The sequence below is a fragment of the Roseibium aggregatum genome, from assembly GCF_014692675.1.
GTDB lineage: Bacteria > Pseudomonadota > Alphaproteobacteria > Rhizobiales > Stappiaceae > Roseibium > Roseibium aggregatum_C.
This window is the reverse complement of the sequence record NZ_JABFCZ010000010.1, coordinates 1-18,919: the sequence shown is the minus strand read 5'-3', so window position 1 is coordinate 18,919 and position 18,919 is coordinate 1. Positions and strand designations below refer to the sequence as shown.

Sequence of the window (18,919 nt, the reverse complement as noted above, 5' to 3'; positions counted from 1 at the left end):
TTCTCATTTAGGGGATGGCAAATCCGATTATCGATAATTTTCGCAAGGATTACTTAAGGTCATTTACGCATACATCGGGCGTGAATTGGGGTAGGGGATTTTTGCAAAAATGAATACGCATTGGGACCTGTCCGCGGTCTCGTTTCTGGTTATTGACGACAACATGCATATGCGCAGCATTTTGAGGTCCGTTCTCGGCGGCTTTGGCGCGCGTCATATTTTTGAAGCATCCGACGGGGCCGACGGACTCGAGGCCGTTCTGGATCGCAGCCCGGATTTTATCCTCTGCGACTGGGTCATGAAGCCGCTGAGCGGGTCGGAGTTCATCCGCACCCTTCGGGCCGAGCGGGACAAGCTGCTGAGTACCCTTCCGGTGGTTGTGGTCAGCGCGCATTCCCATAAATCCACGGTCCTTGAGGCCCTCAATCTCGGCATCCACGGGTTCATCGCCAAGCCGGTCTCGCCCGCCGTTCTTTACCGGCACATCAGCGACACCTTGCAGAAGCAGGCGCTCTACGGACGCACGCGAGGGATCCTGTTCGACGCGACGCCAACGGACCGGCGCAACCGGTTCAGGGGCGACGACTATTCTTCTTCCCCCGGTAATCCGGCAGGAGAGATGATCGCGCCGGTCGATATGGCTTTGATTTAGCCTTTGCACCGATTGCAACTCATTCACCGTCACGCTAATCACGAAGGATGATGAGCGCTTCGAAACCCACAGCCCTTCGCGGCAAACTTCGCCTCGGGATTGCCCAGCTCAATCCTGTGGTCGGCGATATCTCAGGCAACTCGGATCTGATCCGCCGGGTCCGGGCGGAAGCCGCGCAGGAAGGCGCCCATCTGGTGCTTTGCCCGGAACTGGCCGTCGCCGGTTACCCGCCGGAAGACCTGGTTCTCAAGCCGGCCTTCGTGGAACAGTGCATGCAATCGGTCGAAGCGCTGGCGGAAGAAACCGCCGACGGCGGGCCGGGCATGATCATCGGCTCCCCCTGGCTGTTCGACGGCAAGCTCTACAACGCGGCCGTTCTGATCGATGGCGGCCGGATCCAGGCGGTTCGCTACAAGACCGACCTGCCGAATTACGGGGTCTTCGACGAAAAACGGGTCTTTTCCGCAGGGCCGCTGCCCGGACCTGTCGACTTCCGGGGCGTGCGCATCGGCGTGCCGATCTGCGAGGATATCTGGAACGACGAGGTTTGCGAGTGCCTCGCCGAAACCGGCGCCGAAATCCTCATGGTTCCGAACGGTTCGCCCTATTGGGAGAACAAGGCGGAGGAACGGTTGCAGGTCGCGGTTGCCCGGGTCGTGGAAAGCGGTCTGCCGCTTGTCTTCTGCAACCAGTTCGGCGGCCAGGACGAACTGGTCTTCGACGGCGGGTCCTTCGGGCTTCAGGCGGACCGGACGCTCGCGTTCCAGATGCCCCAGTTCGAGGCCGGTGTTGCCTATACGGACTGGGTGCTGAACGAGGAAACCTGGGTGTGCGAATGCGGCCCGGTGACCGTTCTGCCCGATGTGGACGAGGCCAACTGGAATGCCTGTGTCGTGGGGCTGCGCGACTATGTTTTGAAGAACGGCTTTCCCGGGGTCACGCTCGGGCTATCCGGCGGCATCGATTCCGCCGTGGTTGCGGCCATGGCCGTCGATGCACTTGGGGCCGACAAGGTCCATGCGATCATGATGCCCTACCACTACACCTCCGACGAAAGCCTCAAGGATGCGGCCGATTGCGCCACTGCGCTCGGCATCCGCTTCGACACCATCCCGATCGCCGACCCGGTCGAGGGCTTCACCAGGGTGCTGGCTCCGGTCTTTGCCGGCCGGGCTCCGGACACGACGGAGGAGAACCTGCAGGCGCGCTCCCGCGGCGTCATCCTTATGGCGATCTCCAACAAGTTCGGCTACATGGTCGTCACCACCGGCAACAAGTCGGAGATGTCGGTCGGCTACGCCACGCTCTACGGCGACATGAACGGCGGCTACAATCCGATCAAGGATCTCTACAAGACGCAGGTCTACGACCTGGCGGGGTGGCGCAACAAGAACCGTTCCGACTGTCTGATGGGGCCCGAAGGCGAGGTCGTGCCGCGAAACATCATCACCAAGGTTCCCTCCGCGGAACTCAGGGAAAACCAGACGGACCAGGATTCCCTGCCGCCGTATGATCAGCTCGATGATATTCTGTCCTGCCTTGTCGAGCAGGAAATGGCGGTGCGCGACATCGAAAAACGCGGCCATGACCGCGACCTCATTCACAGAATCGAGCATCTGCTCTACATTGCCGAATACAAGCGGCGCCAGGCGCCTCCCGGCGTGAAGATCACCGCCCGCAATTTTGGTCGGGACCGCCGCTATCCGATTACCAACCGGTTCCGCGACCGCAGCTGACTCAGGCAGCGGAACTTCCTGACAACGTCGAACGCTTCGCTTGCACCGCGCCCCGTGAGGCGACTGCGGGCGAGGCGGCATGCGGGGATCCGCCGTGGCTTTTTTCGCATTCGTGCGCGCCAATTTCCGCTGGCTTCTGGCCGGGTTTCTGCTGACGGCCTTTTCAGGTTTCGGCCAGACCTTCTTCATCGGCCTGTCTGCCGGCAGCGTGCGCAAGGAATTCGGACTGTCCAATGGCGAATTCGGAACGCTTTACATGGCGGCGACCCTGGCGAGCGCCATGAGCCTGCCCTGGATTGGCCGCAGCCTCGACCGTTACTCGATCCCGCGGGTCGCTGCCGTCGTCATGGTGCTGCTGGCGGTCTTTTGCGTCGCCATGGCAGGCGTTTCCTCGGTCATCATGCTGTTCTTCGTCATCTATGGCCTGCGCCTGTTCGGCCAGGGCATGATGTCCAACACGTCAATGACCGCCGTCGGCCGCTGGTTCGACGCGCAGCGGGGAAGGGCGGTCTCCATCGCCGGCCTCGGCTTTCCGGCGGCCGAAGCGACACTGCCGATCAGTTTCGTGGTGCTGAGTGCGGCCTTCGGTTGGCGCGTGACATGGCTGATCGCCGCGGCCGCTCTGGTCATCATTGCCTTGCCGGTCATCCTGGCCCTGCTGCGCAAGGAGCGGACGCCGCAAAACATGGCGGAGGGCGAGAAACCCAGACCGGTGCGCCACTGGACCCGGGCGGAAGTGCTGCGCGATCCGGCGTTCTGGATCATGTCAGCTGGTGTGCTCGCGCCGCCCTTCATTGCCACTGCCGTCCTGTTCCATCAGGTCTATCTGGTGGAACTGCGCGGCTGGACGCTGGAACTCTTCGCCAGTGCCTTTGCGGTCATGTCGATGTTCGCCGTGGTGTCATCGCTGATCCTGGGTGCCCTGATCGACCGCTACTCCGCCCGCGCGCTTTTACCGTTCATGCTGCTGCCGCTAACCGCCGCGTGCCTGGTCTTAGGATTGATCCATGATAGTTACGCGGCCTTCCTGTTCATGGCGCTGCTCGGTATCAGCAACGGTTTCATGGCGACACTGATCGGCGCGCTCTGGCCGGAAGTCTACGGAACCCGTTATCTCGGCGCTGTCCGTTCGGTGGTCTTCGCCCTGATGGTTCTGTCGTCCGCCATCGGGCCCGGGCTGGTCGGCTGGTTGATCGATCTCAAGGTCTCCTTCGACTACCAGATGGTCGGCATGTCTTTGTACTGCCTTGCCATGTCGGCCAACCTGACCTTCATTGCCGGCCGCGTGCACCGCAGGATGGAGGCGCAGGGCACCGGATAACGGCAATATCCCGCTTGCGTCTTCGCATTCCTCCCGGTACCTGAAACCCCATGACTGTCATCACACGTTTTGCTCCGTCCCCGACGGGCCATATTCACATCGGCAACAGCCGTCCGGCACTTTTCAACTGGCTCTTCGCCAAACAGGCCGGCGGAAAGTTCATCCTGCGCTTCGACGATACCGATCTGGAGCGGTCTAAGGTCGAATATGCAGTTTCCATCGAGCGGGACCTGCGCTGGCTGGGTATCGACCCCGATCAGATCGAACGCCAGTCGGAGCGGATCGCCAACTACGATGCGGCGGCAGACAAGCTCAGAGCCGCCGGGCTGCTCTATGCCTGCTACGAGACGCCGGACGAACTGGAGCGCCGCCGTTCGCGCGCCCGCGCGCTCGGCCGGCCGCCGGTCTACGACCGCGCCGGACTGAAACTGACGGACGAGGAAAAGGCGAAATTCGAAGCCGAGGGCCGCAAGCCGCACTGGCGGTTCCTCCTGCCGAACCATGACGGCGACCCTTTTGAGACCCGCCGGACAGACATCTCCTGGAACGACCTGTGCCGCGGCGAGCAGTCAATCGATCTCGCGTCCATGTCGGATCCCGTCCTGATCCGTGAGGACGGCAGCTATCTCTATACGCTGTGTTCCATTGTCGATGACATCGACATGGGCGTCACGCATATCATCCGTGGCGAGGATCACGTTGCCAACACCGCCGTTCAGATCGCCATTTTCCGCGCGCTTGGCGCGGAGGCGCCAATCTTTGCCCACCACAACCTTCTGACGACGGTCGATGGCGAGGGGCTGTCCAAGCGCAAGGGCGCGCTGTCCATCGGATCCCTGCGCGAAGACGGCATCGAACCCATGGCGGTGGCATCCCTAGCCGTTCTCACCGGTACCAGTCATGCCGTGGAAGCGGTGCCGGACATGGAAACGCTGACGGAAAAGTTCGATCTGGCGAGCGTGTCCCGCTCCGCCGCCAAGTTCGATCCGGCGGAACTTCTGGTCCTGAACGCCCGCCTGGTTCACGACATGCCCTATGCGGCTGCTTCCGATCGCCTGACCGCGCTCGGCATTTCGGGAGGCGAAGCCTTCTGGTCGGCCGTCCGCGGAAACTGCGAGAAGGTCGGGGACGCAAAGCTCTACTGGCAGATTATCGAAGGGCCGGTGGAAAGCCGGATCGAGGAAGAAGACCGGGACTATGTCTCAAGGGCGCGCGATCTTCTACCCGACGGCGAGGTGACCGCCGAGACATGGAGCGCCTGGACGCAGGCCCTGAAGGCCGAAACCGGCCGCAAGGGACGCGGGCTTTTCATGCCGCTGCGCCGGGTCCTGACCGGTCTCGATCATGGTCCTGACATGAAGGATCTGCTGCCGCTTATTGGGCGACAAAATATTCTGGACCGACTACCCGGATAGACGCCTTCGGCTGAGCATCGGCTTCCGCCTGCGCGGATGCCGGTGCGTTTTCCGTAAAGACCGGGGCCGGCGGCGGGGTATCCGGTTTATCGGAGGCCAGCACCGGCAGGCCGTGGGACGTTTCTATCTCGGCGGTTTCGTCGATCGGTTCCTTGTCGCCGGAAGCAGTTGTCCTGAGCGACGCCAGAAGGTTGAAACCCTCTTCGAGATTGAGCCGCGTATCCGGATCCAGATAGGCCGGAAGATGGTCCGGCCGGACCGGTTCGCGGGAAAGATTGAAGGCGGTTGAGCCCGGTTCATTGCCGTCGACGGTCAGCGACGCGCGAATCCCCTTCGCCTGACCCCGGAGCAGGACGGAAACCTTCGCCCCGTTGACGGTGAACAGATCGCCGGCGCTCTGGCTGATCACGGTCATCTTGCCGGCCGTGTCCTGGCGGGCAGGGGCCCTGCAGCTGCAGCCGGAAACGTATTCGGTCTTGAACCGGTTGGCATTTTCCAGGTCCCCGTAGGCAATGCCGGTCAGGGACGTCATATTTTCCTGAGTCTCGCCCGGGTTCCGGTAGACGAACAGTTCCGTTTCCGCTGCCGGGCAGATTTCGCTGCAGCGGGCGGCATCATTGACGAACTGGTCCCGGCCGGTCGCAAAACTGACCGGGAAGTAATAGCCGTCACAGGTGCGCACGCACATGGTCCGGTAGGTGCCGCCGGCCGGAAAGCGGACCCCGTCCGAACTGTTCGAGGAGGCCAGGCGCCTGCGCGATGTCAGTGCGTCCATTTCGCCGTCGCTTTCGATCACCTCCACATGGCGGGACCGCCCGAAGAGGCGCTGGAAGAAGTTGGGGCCGGAGACATTTGCGCCGCCGCTGCTTACGGTGATTTCCTCGCCGCGGCCGGGATAGGAGGCCTGAGCCGGCGCAAGGCAGTTTTGCCGGTCGAGCGATGCCCTGATCTGCCGGATCCGGCCGGCGCTGCCGGTCGTTTTCCGTTCCGCGCGGGCGGCCTGTTTCTCGATGGCGGCGAGATTGGCCTGCATTTTTGCGATTTTCGCGTTGAGCTGGCGGCATTTCGGAACCGTGGTCAGAGTGGCGCATTGAAAGTACCGCGCGTCACGCTCTGCAGCCGTGATTGCTTTTTGCTGGAGGCGTGCCTGTCCTTGCCATTTGGCGACCTCCGGCGAAGCGCCGCCCTGCCGTTCCAGGCGGTCGAGTTCGACCCTCAGTTTGTCGCAGCTTGCCGCCGAAGCGGACGTTGGCGGGGTGCCGGCCATCAAGGCAACGGCCAGGGACAAGACCCTGACCCAAATGCCGAACGCTGCCGGTCGAGTTGCCGTCATAGTTTATCCCTGACCCTTCAGGCGCACAGCCCCTGCGCCTTCCCTATCGTCACTATTGGTAGGAACGACAAGGATAGCAACCAAAGCTCTGCTTTGAAGTTAATATGGGATCGGCTGGCGCCTTTGCCGGGCGAAAATTTTATTTTCGGGAGGTGCGGAAAGAGCTCGAGGCCTTCGTCAACTGCGCAATGATCTCCTCCAGCGCCTTCCGCTGCTCCGGGGCCAGGGCTTCCATCAGCATCTTGGAAAAGGCAAGCGCCTTGGGAACGAGGTCCGCGTACATTTTTTGCCCCCTGGGGGTGAGCGTCAGGAAGCTCTCGCGCATGTCTTCCGGATTGGGCGCGCGGGTCACGAGGCCGGATTTTTCGAGATTGGCGACGGCCCGGCTGACCTTTGTCTTGTGCATTGTGCTGCGTTCGCCGACGACCTTCGCCGTCACCTGGTGGCATTGTCCGATGACGGCGACGACCCGCCATTCGGGAATGCCGATGCCGAATTCCGCGGCGTAGATCTGCGAAAAGGAACGGCTGACTTCTTCGGCCAGGACCACCAGGCGATAGGGCAGGAATTCCTCCAGCGCCAGGACGTCATCCTGTTCGGATCCCTGGTCCGCAGCTGGAGAAGATTTTTTTACATCGTTCATTTCCCGCCTATCCAACCTCGCACAAGGCTCATCCGGTATACCGGCCGCGGCAAGTTATGGCGCATCCGGCCCGGGTTTGCAGTGACCGGCAGGGGCGCCTTGCGTTCGTGAACGGCAGCGTGCCCCGATTAGGCCATGGTCAACCATGATTGGTATTACGAAATCGCTTGTCCAGATACTGCCATTGTTGCCGGTTAGCAAAAGCTGTGCGCGATGGCGAAAGCACTGCGAAGGTGATGACGCCGCCGTTGCGAAGAAACGCGCCGGCACCCGGAGCAAGAGGACTTTCTATATCTAGTAGTTGTCCACAAAATGTGATCTATCTGTTGAAAAGGCGGCGCTTGAGGAATGATTAGACGGCAAGTATTTGCGAATCGGTTCGTTATCCTGAGACCGTGTTCCATACCAGAGGTAATGGGAGCCTTTGCACAGGGATTGGTTCGCTCGACGGCACTCGCCGACCGCGCAGAATAAAACGAGAGACGGCCATGAACAAAAACGTTACCGCCAAGAACGACACCAGCAAGCCGGACAGGAAAACCACGTTCCGCGAAGTCGGGCGGGACTGTTACGCCTTTTGTGTCGAGGGGGGCTCGAATACCGGCGTGGTTATCGGCGAGAGTTCGGTTCTGGTCGTGGATGCCCAGCCGACGGCAAACGGCGCCGAAGCGGTGTTGGCCGAAATCGCCAAGGTTACGGACAAGCCCGTCAAATATGTGGTTCTGACCCACTATCATGCGGATTCCAGCCTGGGCGCTGCGGCTTTCCAGCCCAGCGAGATCATCGCCTCGGACCTGACCAGGCGCATGATCGAGGAACGCGGCCAGGCGGATCGATCGGCCTCTCTTTCCCGCACGCCGGAGCTTTTCGGCGGGGCGAAGCGGCTGCCGGCGCAAATCCGGCCGTCCATGAGCTTCGCGTCCTCCATGACAATCAACCTCGGGCGCAGGGACGTGCGGCTCATGCATTTGGGACGCGGTCATACCATGGGCGACGTGGTCGTCTGGGTGCCGGACGCGGGCGTGCTGTTCGCCGGGGACCTGGTCGCCAATCAGGCGGCCTGCTATTGCGGCGATGCCCATCTGACCGATTGGCCCAAAGCCCTCAGCCGTATCGCGGCTTTCCGGCCGAATGCGCTGATGCCGGGTCGCGGCAGGGCACTGGTCGGAGCTGAACGGATCGACGAGGCTGTTTCCGCGACCGCCGGTTTTCTGGTCCTCCTGCGCGATACTGCGGCCTTCTGCGTTCAGGAAGGCAAGGGATTGAAGGGAACCTATGCCGCAGTGAGGGAAGCCATGGATCCGGCCTTTGCCTCGTTCGTGGACTATGAGCGGCATCTGCCGTTCAACGTCGCCCGTGCCTATGACGAAGCCCAGGGTCTCGACATCCCCCAGATCTGGACCACGGAAAGGGACCAGGATCTGGCCGATGCCCTGCAGGGTGTCTCTGCGCAGGAAGAGCCCGAAGGGGCCGTGGAAAACACTGCCGGTGAAGAATCCGAGGTAGACGGCGATGTTCTCGACCTGTCGCTGGACGATATCGCAGGTGATACCGAGGCGGTCGAAAAGGCCGCGGATGGCGCGGACGGGGAAAAGGAAAAAACCGACCGAAACCTGGAACCGGCCGGCGCCTAGGGCATCAGGCGATAACCCTGTGAGGCATGCTTTAAGCCTGCCCCGGACTGGTGGACTGGACATGAAGGGGCGGCGTTCCCACATCGGAAACGTCTGACATTGTCTTCGAAGGAAAGTTCCATGCGCCTGGCAGCCGCCGCCCTTGCCCTTGTCCTGAGCGCGAGCTCTGTCTTTGCGGCCGATGAACCCGATCTCATTTTCAAGAAATCCACGGTCTGGAAGTTCCTGACACCGGACCACAAGCTGGCCACCTACGCCATCGACGATCCGATTATCGAGGGCGTCGCCTGCCACTTCACGGTTCCCGAGAAAGGCGGCATTTCCGGCTGGATCGGTGTGGCTGAGGAAGTTTCCGACGTTTCTCTTGCCTGCCGCCAGGTCGGGCCGGTCGTCTTCAAGGAGAAATTCGAGCAGGGCGAGGAGATGTTCCGCCAGCGCCGCTCGTTCCTTTTCAAGAAGATGCGCATTGTCCGCGGCTGCGATGCCAAGCGGAACGTGCTGGTCTATCTGGTTTATTCGGACAAGCTGATCGAGGGCAGCCCCAAGAATTCCACATCGACCGTGCCGATTATGCCATGGGGCGACGCAGCCGCGCCGCGCTGCAGCGATTACATGAAGAAGTGACGCCGGCGATTAACGGCGGAAAGCAAAAAGGCTGCCCGGATCGGGCAGCCTTTTTTGTCTGTCTGTGCCTGTCGGGTCGTGCCCGGCCAAGGTCTAGTCCGCGTGCTCTGCCTCGAGCATCTGGGACACCGTATCGGGAAGCTGCGGCTGGCAGAAATGCGCGTAAAGGATGCCCATGATGTCCTGGGCGGCCTTGCTGACCAGCTTGTAATAGATGGTCGTGCCGTCCCGGCGGGTTTCGACAAGGCCCTGCGCGCGCAGAAGCGAAAGCTGCTGCGACACGGTCGGCATGCGCATTCCCGTTTTCTCGGCAAGATCGCCGACGCTGCATTCCTTGTCCCACATCTGGCACATCAGCAGCAGCCGGGGGCCGGATGCGAGCATCTTCAGAAAGCCTGCCGCATCTTCCGATTTTTCTTCAAGTGCTTTGTAATCCATGGGACGGAACATGCCAAAAAATTGGAAAACCTGCAAGCAAAGTCAGGTTTTACGGTTAGGATTGTTTACATGCGCCCGATGGCCGGAAGCAGGATGTGACCGGAGCCGCAACCGATGCCTGTCGTCAGGCACATGCTTTTCTGCTGCATCGCAGCGTTGGAAGTGTGAGGGTAGCTGGCAAAACTTGCAAGTGCGGCCAAAGGTCCGATCAGCATTAAGGTTATGAATGCAAACGCAAGCAAACGGGCGAACATCTCGATACTCCTGCACTGGTTCCGACCCCTTGAAGATGTCGGGACCATAGGGGAGCGCGCTTGAACCGATGCTGAGCGGTGCGTTCAGCTTCCGTTCAAATAGCTTAACGGGATGTAAGTATTTGAATTTCCTTGTTTAAAGATTTTCTGTCATGGCGCGGGCCAGCGCTTTCAGCAAAACAGCGTCTCGTTTGTAGATATCCTTCCGGAAGTGGGTGGACCCGTCCTTGTTCATCCAGGCGGTCAGATAGGTGATGTGGACCGGGATCGGCTTTTGCAATTTGACGATCGTGCGTTCGCCGGTGTCCCGGATCGCTTCCAGGCGCGCCTTGTCGTAGCCCTGGTCGGCTAGCAGCATGTCGCCGAGCGTGAACGGATCCGATACGCGAATGCAGCCGTGGCTGAAAGAGCGCTGTGCCTTGTCGAACAGCGACTTGGCGGGCGTGTCGTGGATATAAATGTTGAACTTGTTCGGGAACATGAACTTGATTCGGCCGAGCGCGTTCTTGTTGCCCGGGTCCTGCCGCAGCTTGAAGGGGAAGTTCGACGGGGAAAAGGAACTCCAGGCAATCTGTGACGGCGATATCTCCGTCCCGCCTTCGAACAGCCGAATGTTCTGCGAGGACAGGACGCCCGGATTTTTCCGCAGCTTCGGCAGATATTCCTTGGTCGCGATCGAGTAGGGAACGTTCCAGTAGGGATTAACTTCCACGTAGGTCATCTCGCCGGTAAAGACCGGGGTGGCGTGATAAGGCTTGCCGACCACGACCTTCGTCGCCAACCAAGTCTTGCCCTTCTTGACCACCTTCAGCACCTGGTCGGCCAGATTGACGAAGACATAGGTCTCGCCGAGGTCATCCGGCATCCAGCGGCGGCGCTCCATGTTGAGTTCCATCTGGATCAGGCGCTGTTCGATCGGCACATTCATTTCGCTGAGCGTATCGGCGCCGATGACACCGTCGACGTCCAGGCCGTGATAGGACTGGAATTCCTTGACCGCGTCGACGAGCGCGCCGTCATAGACATCGCCGGTTGGGATGGTCGGGTTCAGATAATCTTCCTCGATCAGGCGCTGGCGCAACACGCCGAGGCGGCTGTCGGTCATGCCCGGTTTCAGGACCTCGCCCTCGGGAATGACCGTGAACCCGCCTTCGGCAGCCTTCTGGCGGTATTCCGCCAGACGCAGCTGAAGCCGGGCGTATTGGGGCGTGTTGGGCGGCAAGGTTTCCAGAAACGCAGCATAGTCGGTGGCGCTAACCACATTTTCCAGCAGGATGGACGTCTTCGGCCGGTGCGGGAAGATATTGAGCGCCTTGTTGACCTCGTTGGGCTGCACCCGTCCGGAGGACAGGTGCGTGGCGTAGCGCAGGAACTGGCGGGTGAGGTCCCGTTCGATGGAAGCCCAGTCCTCGAGCGAACGCGCGTTCTCGCTTCGGCTGATGAATTCAAGCGGCCCGTAGTTCTCCGGATTGAGCGCATGGGCATTGGCATCGGCGAAGGCGGCGATCGTCAGATGCGCCCGCTCGTTGAACCCGTTCTTGTTCAGCCAGATCGTTGCAAACCCGCGCCTGGCGTAAAACTCGGTAACCTCGGTATCGTCCAGTTCGGCAATCGCGTCGCGGATCCCCTTGGCAAGCGGCGTGTCCGGCTCCGGATAGGTTTCCGGGGCGGTGACCGCCGGTTCCTGCGCGGTCGATTGGGCCTGGGCGGTTCCGACAAGCGGCAGGTCGGAAAAGTGCGGAATCGCCAGAACCAGTCCGGCACAGAGTATCGATTGAAAGAACGTCATGCGCATGAGGAAAACATCTCGCCTTGATTCGCCACGACCGCGCCGAGCGTAGCGCAGTTCTGCGGACAGTCCAGTTAAACAAGGTCTCCGGCCGGATGCGGATAAAACTGTCGCCAAAACGGCAGGTTGAATTGCGCCTTGACCGGCAGGCGGAAAGCGGGCCATAACAGCGCCCATGATGACGGCCGCACGGAACATCATTTCGATCACCATTATTTGCAGCTAGCGACACCGCTGGCTGTGGCCGTTCCCTCTTGGCAAATTGCTCCTTAAGACGGACCGCCCGGCCAGCCGGCCAGGAGACCGATTGCCATGAGCGCAGCAACGTCCAATTCCAAAGGACTGAAGCTCACCAATACGTTGACCCGATCGAAGGAGGACTTCGTCCCGATCGATCCGGCGAACGTGCGCATGTATGTCTGCGGGCCGACCGTCTACGACTTCGCCCATATCGGTAACGCCCGGCCGGTGATCGTCTTCGACGTGCTGTTCCGTCTGCTGCGTCATCTCTACGGCGCGGACCATGTCGCCTATGTGCGCAACATCACCGACGTCGACGACAAGATCAACGCGCGGGCCCTGCGGGATTTCGGATCGGAGATTAAGGCGGGCCGCATGAGCCTCAACGACGCCATCCGTCAGGTGACCGAAAAGACGGCTAATCAGTATCACGCCGACGTTCGGGCGCTCGGCTGCCTCGATCCGACCGTGGAGCCGCGGGCAACCGAACATATTCCTGGCATGATCGGGATGATCGAGACCCTGATCGCCAGGGATCACGCCTATGTGGCGAAAGGCGAGGTGCTGTTCGACACGGCCTCCATGCCGGCCTATGGGGCGCTCTCGAAGCGCAATCTGGACGAACAGAAGGCAGGCGCCCGGATCGCGGTCGAAGGCCACAAGAAGAACCCGGGCGATTTCGTGCTCTGGAAACAGTCGTCCGCCGAGGAACCTGGCTGGGACAGCCCCTGGGGCCGCGGACGGCCCGGCTGGCATATCGAATGCTCGGTCATGAGCGAGGCCCATCTGGGCGAGGTATTCGACATCCACGGCGGCGGCCTCGACCTGATCTTTCCCCACCACGAAAACGAAATCGCCCAGTCCTGCTGCGCCCACGGCAACGACCGCATGGCCAACTACTGGCTCCACAACGGCTTCGTGCAGGTGGAGGGCAAGAAGATGTCCAAGTCGGAGGGCAACTTCGTCACCATCCACGATCTCCTGCACACGGAAACCTTCGGCGGCCGCCAATGGCCGGGCGAGGTCCTGCGTCTCGCCATGCTGATGACCCACTACCGCGAGCCGATCGACTTTTCCGTCCGCAAACTGGAAGAGGCGGAGCGGCTCTTGTCCAAGTGGCCGGATCTTGTCGAAGGGGCGGCAGCACCTGCTCAGGAGGTTGTCGATGCGCTGGACGACGACCTGAACACGGTCGCAGCCATTCAGGCGCTGCACGCACTCGCTTCCGAAGCGCAAAAGGATCCCGCAAGGCTGGCGGAATATTCTGCCTCTGCTTCCTTGTTGGGGCTTGCCCCGGTCAAGGCCGAAACAGCCGATCTCGATCATGCTGCGATCGACGCCCGCGTCGCCGAACGTCTGGCGTTCATCGAAGCGAAAAACTGGGCCGATGCCGACCGCGTCCGGGACGAACTGGCGTCTGAAGGAATCCTTCTAAAGGATTCAAAAGACTCCGAAACCGGCCAGCGCATCACCACCTGGGAGGTCAAGCGGTGACACAGTCTGAATCCCACTCCGGCGGTTGTCAGTGCGGGGCGGTGCGGTTTCGGGTCGATGGGGGGCTCGGGACGGCGTCCATCTGTCATTGCCGCATGTGCCAGAAGGCCTTTGGAGCCTTCTATGCGCCACTGGTCGGCATCGAAAAGGGGGCGGAACTCACCTGGACCCGCGGCGAGCCGGCCTATTTCCAGAGCTCCAACCATGTCCACCGGGGCTTTTGCCGGGACTGCGGCACGCCATTGACCTATGAGGCGCCCGACGGCCTCGGGCTGGCGATCGGCGCCTTCGATCACCCGCAAGAGATCGTGCCGACGGTCCAGTACGGCGTGGAAGGCAAGCTGCCCTATGCGGACCGGCTGACCGGCCTGCCGGGAACCCGCTCCGAAGAGGACGAGATTGCATTGCCGTTCCTCGCGACCATGGTGAGCTATCAGCACCCGGATGAGGACACGGACAGCTGGCCGCAGGGAGAACAGCAATGACGGCTGCGGGATCGGCTACAGGCGGCTGCCAGTGCGGCGCCGTGCGCTACGAGGTCCGCGCGTTCGGGCGCGCCTCGATCTGCCACTGCCGCATGTGCCAGAAAGCCTTCGGCAATGCCTTCGCCCCGCTGGTGACGGCAAAGAGCATTAAATTCACGCGCGGCGCGCCGAAACAGTTCAAGAGTTCGAGCAAGGTCCGCCGCGGGTTCTGCGGGACCTGCGGGACGCCGCTGACCTATGAGTTCGAGGACTTCGGAACCGAGATTGCCATTTGCACCCTGGACGATCCCTCGATCGCCGCACCGGTGCTGCAGGTCGGACTGGAAAGCCGCATCCCTTGGTGCGAGGGGCTGGACAAGCTGCCATCCCGCGAGCCGGCGGAAGCGGCCCAGGCCGAAGCGCTTTTTAAAGACCTTGTCTCCTATCAACACCCGGACCACGACACGGAAAACTGGCCGGCCTAAGAAGCCGGCGACAGGAACTAGAAAAATGACCAGGGAACGCCTCTACCTTTTCGACACCACCCTCCGCGACGGCGCGCAGACCAGCGGCATCGATTTTTCCGTGACCGAAAAGATCGCGATTGCCGAACTGCTGGACCGGCTGGGCGTGGACTATGTGGAGGGCGGTTACCCGGGCGCCAATCCGACCGATAGCGAGTTCTTCTCCGAAAGGAGGACGAACAAGGCGACGTTTACCGCCTTCGGCATGACCAAGCGGGCCGGACGCTCTGTTTCCAACGACCCGGGCCTGCAGGAAATCCTGGCGGCCAAGGCCGATGCCTTCTGCTTTGTCGCCAAGAGCTGGGACTATCATGTCGACGTGGCGCTGGGCTGCACCAACGAGGAAAACCTGGAATCCATTGCCGATACGGTGAAGGCGGCGGTCGCCTCCGGCCGGGAGGCGATGATCGACTGCGAACATTTCTTCGACGGCTACAAGGCCAATCCGGATTATGCCCTTGCCTGCGCCAAGACCGCCTATGAGGCCGGCGCGCGCTGGGTGGTTCTGTGCGACACCAACGGCGGCACGCTGCCGGACGAGGTCAAGGAGATTGTCGGCAAGGTGAGGGAGGTCGTTCCCGGCGACCATCTGGGCATCCACACCCATGACGACACGGGCCATGCGATCGCGAACACGCTGGCGGCCGTCGATGCCGGCGTGCGCCAGATCCAGGGCACGCTGAACGGTATCGGCGAGCGCTGCGGCAACGCCAATCTGATCACCCTGATCCCCACCCTGAAGCTGAAACAGGCCTATCGGGAAAAATATGAACTCGGGGTCACCAACGACCAGCTGGCCGAGATCACGTCCATCTCCCACGCCTTCGACGAGATGCTGAACCGGTCGCCGGACCGGCATGCTCCTTACGTCGGCGAAACCGCCTTCGCCACCAAGGCCGGCATTCACGCGTCGGCCATCCTGAAGGATCCGCAGACCTACGAGCACGTGCCGCCCGAGGCTGTCGGCAACCGGCGTCGTGTTCTGGTCTCCGATCAGGCCGGCAAGAGCAATCTGCTAGGCGAACTGGAGCGTCTCGGCATCAAGGTTGCCAAGTCCGATCCGCGCCTGGATCGGCTGCTTGCCGAAGTAAAGCAGAAGGAAGCGGAAGGTTACGCCTATGAGGCCGCCGATGCCTCCTTCGAACTGATGGCGCGCCGCGTGCTCGGCGAGGTGCCGCAGTTCTTCGACGTGAATTCCTTCCGCGTCATGGTGGAGCGGCGTCACAACGCGATCGGCAATCTGGTCTCCGTATCGGAGGCCGTGGTCAAGCTCGACATCGACGGCGAAACCCGCATGTCGGTCGCCGAAGGCAACGGTCCGGTCAACGCGCTCGACAAGGCGCTGCGAAAGGACCTGGGCAAATACCAGTCGGCGATCGAGGGACTGGAACTGGTCGACTACAAGGTCCGTATCCTGAACGGGGGCACCGGCGCGGTCACGCGCGTGCTGATCGAAAGCCACGACACCGGCCGTCACCGGCGCTGGTTCACAATCGGCGTCTCCAGCAATATTGTGGATGCATCGTTCCAGGCACTGGTCGATTCCATCACCTATGCGCTTTTGAAGGCCGAGGCGGCCTGACGCGCCCTCCGAAAGGTCAATCCATGACACAGGCGGCATCGGCCGGATCGGCGCCTGACGAAACCCGTACCGGGATTTTGTTCGCGCTCGGCGCCTACGGGCTCTGGGGCATTCTGCCTGGCTATTTCAAGCTGGTCGATACGGTTGCGCCGGAAGTCGTGGTCGCGCAGCGCATCGTCTGGTCCGTGCTCTTCGTCGGTGCCTTCCTGATGGTGATGCGCCGCACCCGGGAGGTCGGGGAAATTGCCCGCGATCCCCGTCTGGTCGGCCTTCTGTGCGTTTCCGCGGGGCTGATCGCCGTGAACTGGCTGGTCTTCGTCTGGGCCGTCGAGCATGAAAAGGTGCTCGACGTCAGTCTGGGGTATTTCATCAACCCGCTGGTCAGCATCCTGGTCGGGCTTGTTGTCCTGCGTGAAAAACTGTCGCTCCTGCAGGGCGTTGCGGTCGGCCTGGCCGCGGCCGGTGTGGCGCTGCAGGCGGTCCTGCTGGGCGGTTTGCCCTGGGTGTCGCTCTATCTTGCCTTCAGCTTCGCCGGCTACGGTTATATCCGCAAGATCACGCCGGTGCGGGCGACGCCGGGATTGTGGATGGAAACGGTGCTGCTGCTGCCGATCGCTGGGGGCTATCTGCTGCTGCAGGTCGCGTCCGGCGCCGACATCCTGAGGCTTGGCACGCCGTCCGTGTTCCTGGCGCTGGCCGGGCTCGGCATCGTGACGGCCCTGCCGCTCATCCTGTTTTCGGCCGCGGCCCGGCGGTTGCCGATGGTCCTGATCGGCCTGATGCAGTACATCGCGCCGTCACTGCATTTCGTCACGGCCGTGTTCATCTGGAACGAACCGCTCCACCCCGCGACCCTGACCACCTTCGGGTTCATCTGGTGCGCCCTGGCGGTGTTCAGCTTTGATTCCTGGAAGCGCTGGAAGGCAAACGTCCGACATACGGCAAAGAGCGCGTAGGTTCCCCCGCACATGGCCGCCGGCGATCCGGTTTTTACATGTTCTCGATCGGTGCGTAACCTGAGGGTTCGCCCTCGACGTCCTTGCCGGAAAGAACATCCTGGATCATCGGCAAGGCATCGTCTGCGCTCCGGGCCACCAGGTAGGGAACTTCCGTATCCGGCCGGATGAAGCCCTGGTGCCGCATATGGTCGAGCAGCTTCAGAAGCGGCGACCAGAAGCCGTTGATGTTGACGAGAACGACCGGCTTTTTGTGCTGGCCGAGCTGGGCCCAGGTCATCATTTCAACCGCTTCTTCCAGCGTCCCGATGCCGCCGGGCAGGGCGATGAAAGCGTCGGATTTCTGGAACATGAGCTGTTTGCGCTCATGCATGTCCTTGGTCACGATCAGTTCATCGAGGGCCGTGAGCATCGCCTCGCGTTTTTCCAGGAAATGCGGGATAATGCCGGTCACCAGGCCGCCTGCATCGAGAGCCGCCTTGGCGGTCGTGCCCATGAGGCCGACCGAGCCGCCGCCATAGACGAGACGCAGGCCATTTTCGGCAATCAACTGACCGATACGTGTCGCCGCAGCCTCATAGACCGGATCGGTACCAAAGCTGGAGCCGCAGTATACGCAAACGCTGGAAAATGTTGTCATAGGGAATGTGTGGCATTACCGGCCAGACCGGTCAAGCATTCGATTGTGCATGGCAGCGGAGAATTGGCCGGTTTTCTTGCCGACACCTAAAAAGACGTATATTCATGGCTTTAGACAAGGGTTGGCCGAAATAGTGTGAGCCTTGCAGGATCCGCCGCAGGCAGGTCGCAGGGCAGGACAATTAACAGGCCGGGAGATTGACGGATCTTGGCCGGGCAAACAGCCCGGGAAGAACCCGGATGGGATGGCAATGACGAAGCTGAGCGTGATCTGGAGCCTGATAGCTGCCGTCGTCGTGGGCGGTGCAGCGCTGACGACCGGTTACCTTTACATGGACCGGCAGGAGAAGACCGCCGAAGCACCGGCTTCCTCGGGCGAGGAAACCACCGAGGTTGCATCCAATACGGGAACGGCGGAGCCGAGCGCGTCGCAACCGGAAGCAGCCGATGCGGGAGCGCAAAAGGAAAACGGTCCGGATCTCAAGGCTGAGACGGAAAAGCTCACATTTGACGCGGTCGGTGTGGAGCCGACGGGCGAAACCGTCGTCGCGGGACGCTCCGACCCCGGTTCCATCGTCGCGCTGACGGCCAATGGGCAGGTTGTCGGCAAGGGCATTGCCAACAACAAGGGTGAATGGACGATCATCCTGGAAAAGCCGCTCGGGCCGGGTGACTACGACGTCGGACTTGAGGTCAAGGACGATGCCGGCAACACCACCCATGAATCGACCGAGCGCCTTGCCGTTTCGGTTCCCGATGACGGCAAGAGCCGGCCGCTGGTGGTGTTGAACAAGCCGGAAGGTCCTTCCGATATCCTGCAGAAGCCCGAAACGGTCCAGACCGCGGGCAGCGAGGAACCGGCCAAGGAGGAAACCGCCGGGGAAACCGTCGTCGCGTCCGCCCCCGAAACGGAAACGGCTGAACCCGTCGTGGAAACCAAGCCGGAGCCTGAAACAACGTCTTCCGGCGAACCGTCGGTCATGGTTCCTGAGACGGCTGCCTCGGCGCCGGAAGCGCCCTCCGCGACCGGCCAGGGCGAAGCGGAAAAGCCGGAAATGGCCGAGGCCCCGGCTCCGGCTGCCCCGGCTGCACCGGAGCAGGAGACGGCGGTCGCAGCGGCCGAGCCGGAAACCCCTGCTGAAACCGAAGCGCCCGCCGCCGAAGCCCCCGCCGCCGAAGCC

General features: G+C 61.7%; 18 protein-coding genes. 12 read left to right on the top strand and 6 right to left on the bottom strand.

Annotated features, from left to right (window positions below; translation table 11 throughout):
• Positions 1-109 precede the first annotated feature (109 nt).
• From HK439_RS10130 to gltX, 4 genes are all read left to right on the top strand, one after another.
• Positions 110-652: a response regulator gene (locus HK439_RS10130; protein WP_190291296.1), complete on the top strand. Its 543-nt coding sequence runs from the start codon at positions 110-112 to the stop codon at positions 650-652.
• 47 nt (positions 653-699) lie between these two features.
• Positions 700-2,388 (top strand): NAD+ synthase, encoded by a 1,689-nt coding sequence (locus tag HK439_RS10125; protein ID WP_235987757.1) that lies wholly within the window; start codon positions 700-702, stop codon positions 2,386-2,388.
• A gap of 94 nt (positions 2,389-2,482) precedes the next feature.
• Positions 2,483-3,709 (top strand): MFS transporter, encoded by a 1,227-nt coding sequence (locus HK439_RS10120; protein WP_190291294.1) that lies wholly within the window; start codon positions 2,483-2,485, stop codon positions 3,707-3,709.
• A 50-nt stretch (positions 3,710-3,759) separates the two neighbouring features.
• A complete protein-coding gene (gene gltX / locus HK439_RS10115) occupies positions 3,760-5,124 on the top strand; it encodes a glutamate--tRNA ligase (protein ID WP_190291293.1) in 1,365 nt (454 codons plus the stop codon).
• Here the strand turns inward: gltX and HK439_RS10110 are convergent.
• Positions 5,084-6,457, bottom strand: coding sequence for a DUF2865 domain-containing protein (locus tag HK439_RS10110; protein WP_190291292.1), 1,374 nt, complete (start codon positions 6,455-6,457; stop codon positions 5,084-5,086). The genes gltX and HK439_RS10110 overlap by 41 nt on opposite strands.
• A gap of 139 nt (positions 6,458-6,596) precedes the next feature.
• Positions 6,597-7,100: a MarR family winged helix-turn-helix transcriptional regulator gene (locus tag HK439_RS10105; RefSeq protein ID WP_190291291.1), complete on the bottom strand. Its 504-nt coding sequence runs from the start codon at positions 7,098-7,100 to the stop codon at positions 6,597-6,599.
• Between the two features lie 488 nt (positions 7,101-7,588).
• Here HK439_RS10105 and HK439_RS10100 point away from each other — a divergent pair, with 488 nt between their 5' ends.
• Both HK439_RS10100 and HK439_RS10095 read left to right on the top strand, forming a co-directional pair.
• On the top strand, positions 7,589-8,734 hold the full coding sequence (locus HK439_RS10100; protein ID WP_190291290.1) for an MBL fold metallo-hydrolase: 1,146 nt from the start codon (positions 7,589-7,591) through the stop codon (positions 8,732-8,734).
• Between the two features lie 120 nt (positions 8,735-8,854).
• Positions 8,855-9,358 carry a CreA family protein gene (locus HK439_RS10095; RefSeq protein WP_190291289.1) on the top strand — a complete coding sequence of 168 codons (504 nt, stop codon included), beginning with the start codon at positions 8,855-8,857 and terminating at the stop codon, positions 9,356-9,358.
• A gap of 93 nt (positions 9,359-9,451) precedes the next feature.
• Here the strand turns inward: HK439_RS10095 and HK439_RS10090 are convergent, their stop codons facing one another.
• The 3 genes from HK439_RS10090 to HK439_RS10080 form a co-directional block, all read right to left on the bottom strand.
• On the bottom strand, positions 9,452-9,796 hold the full coding sequence (locus tag HK439_RS10090) for an ArsR/SmtB family transcription factor (RefSeq protein ID WP_190291288.1): 345 nt from the start codon (positions 9,794-9,796) through the stop codon (positions 9,452-9,454).
• Between the two features lie 65 nt (positions 9,797-9,861).
• Positions 9,862-10,050, bottom strand: a complete 189-nt coding sequence (locus HK439_RS10085) for a sugar transporter (protein ID WP_190291287.1) — start codon at positions 10,048-10,050, stop codon at positions 9,862-9,864.
• A 136-nt stretch (positions 10,051-10,186) separates the two neighbouring features.
• The gene (locus HK439_RS10080) at positions 10,187-11,845 is read right to left on the bottom strand and encodes a L,D-transpeptidase family protein (RefSeq protein ID WP_209011704.1); all 1,659 of its coding nucleotides are present in this window, start codon (positions 11,843-11,845) and stop codon (positions 10,187-10,189) included.
• A gap of 306 nt (positions 11,846-12,151) precedes the next feature.
• Between HK439_RS10080 and cysS the strand changes: the two genes are divergently transcribed.
• The 5 genes from cysS to rarD are packed head-to-tail and all read left to right on the top strand — an operon-like array spanning position 12,152 to position 17,099.
• Positions 12,152-13,573, top strand: a complete 1,422-nt coding sequence (gene cysS, locus HK439_RS10075) for a cysteine--tRNA ligase (RefSeq protein WP_190291286.1) — start codon at positions 12,152-12,154, stop codon at positions 13,571-13,573.
• Positions 13,570-14,058: a GFA family protein gene (locus HK439_RS10070; RefSeq protein WP_328804133.1), complete on the top strand. Its 489-nt coding sequence runs from the start codon at positions 13,570-13,572 to the stop codon at positions 14,056-14,058. Before cysS ends, HK439_RS10070 begins: the two co-directional genes overlap by 4 nt.
• Positions 14,055-14,522, top strand: a complete 468-nt coding sequence (locus HK439_RS10065) for a GFA family protein (RefSeq protein WP_190291285.1) — start codon at positions 14,055-14,057, stop codon at positions 14,520-14,522. The genes HK439_RS10070 and HK439_RS10065 overlap by 4 nt, the downstream gene beginning before the upstream one ends.
• A gap of 25 nt (positions 14,523-14,547) precedes the next feature.
• Positions 14,548-16,143, top strand: a complete 1,596-nt coding sequence (cimA, locus tag HK439_RS10060) for a citramalate synthase (RefSeq protein WP_190291284.1) — start codon at positions 14,548-14,550, stop codon at positions 16,141-16,143.
• A 23-nt stretch (positions 16,144-16,166) separates the two neighbouring features.
• Complete coding sequence (gene rarD / locus HK439_RS10055) at positions 16,167-17,099, top strand: EamA family transporter RarD (protein ID WP_190291283.1); 933 nt, start codon at positions 16,167-16,169, stop codon at positions 17,097-17,099.
• Positions 17,100-17,133: 34 nt separating this feature from the next.
• Here the strand turns inward: rarD and HK439_RS10050 are convergent, their stop codons facing one another.
• The gene (locus HK439_RS10050; RefSeq protein WP_190291282.1) at positions 17,134-17,739 is read right to left on the bottom strand and encodes a TIGR00730 family Rossman fold protein; all 606 of its coding nucleotides are present in this window, start codon (positions 17,737-17,739) and stop codon (positions 17,134-17,136) included.
• A 250-nt stretch (positions 17,740-17,989) separates the two neighbouring features.
• On the opposite strand from HK439_RS10050, the gene HK439_RS10045 reads away from it, so the two are divergent.
• Positions 17,990-18,919 (top strand): Ig-like domain-containing protein (locus HK439_RS10045; RefSeq protein ID WP_235987755.1); only part of this gene is annotated, 930 nt, incomplete at its 3' end.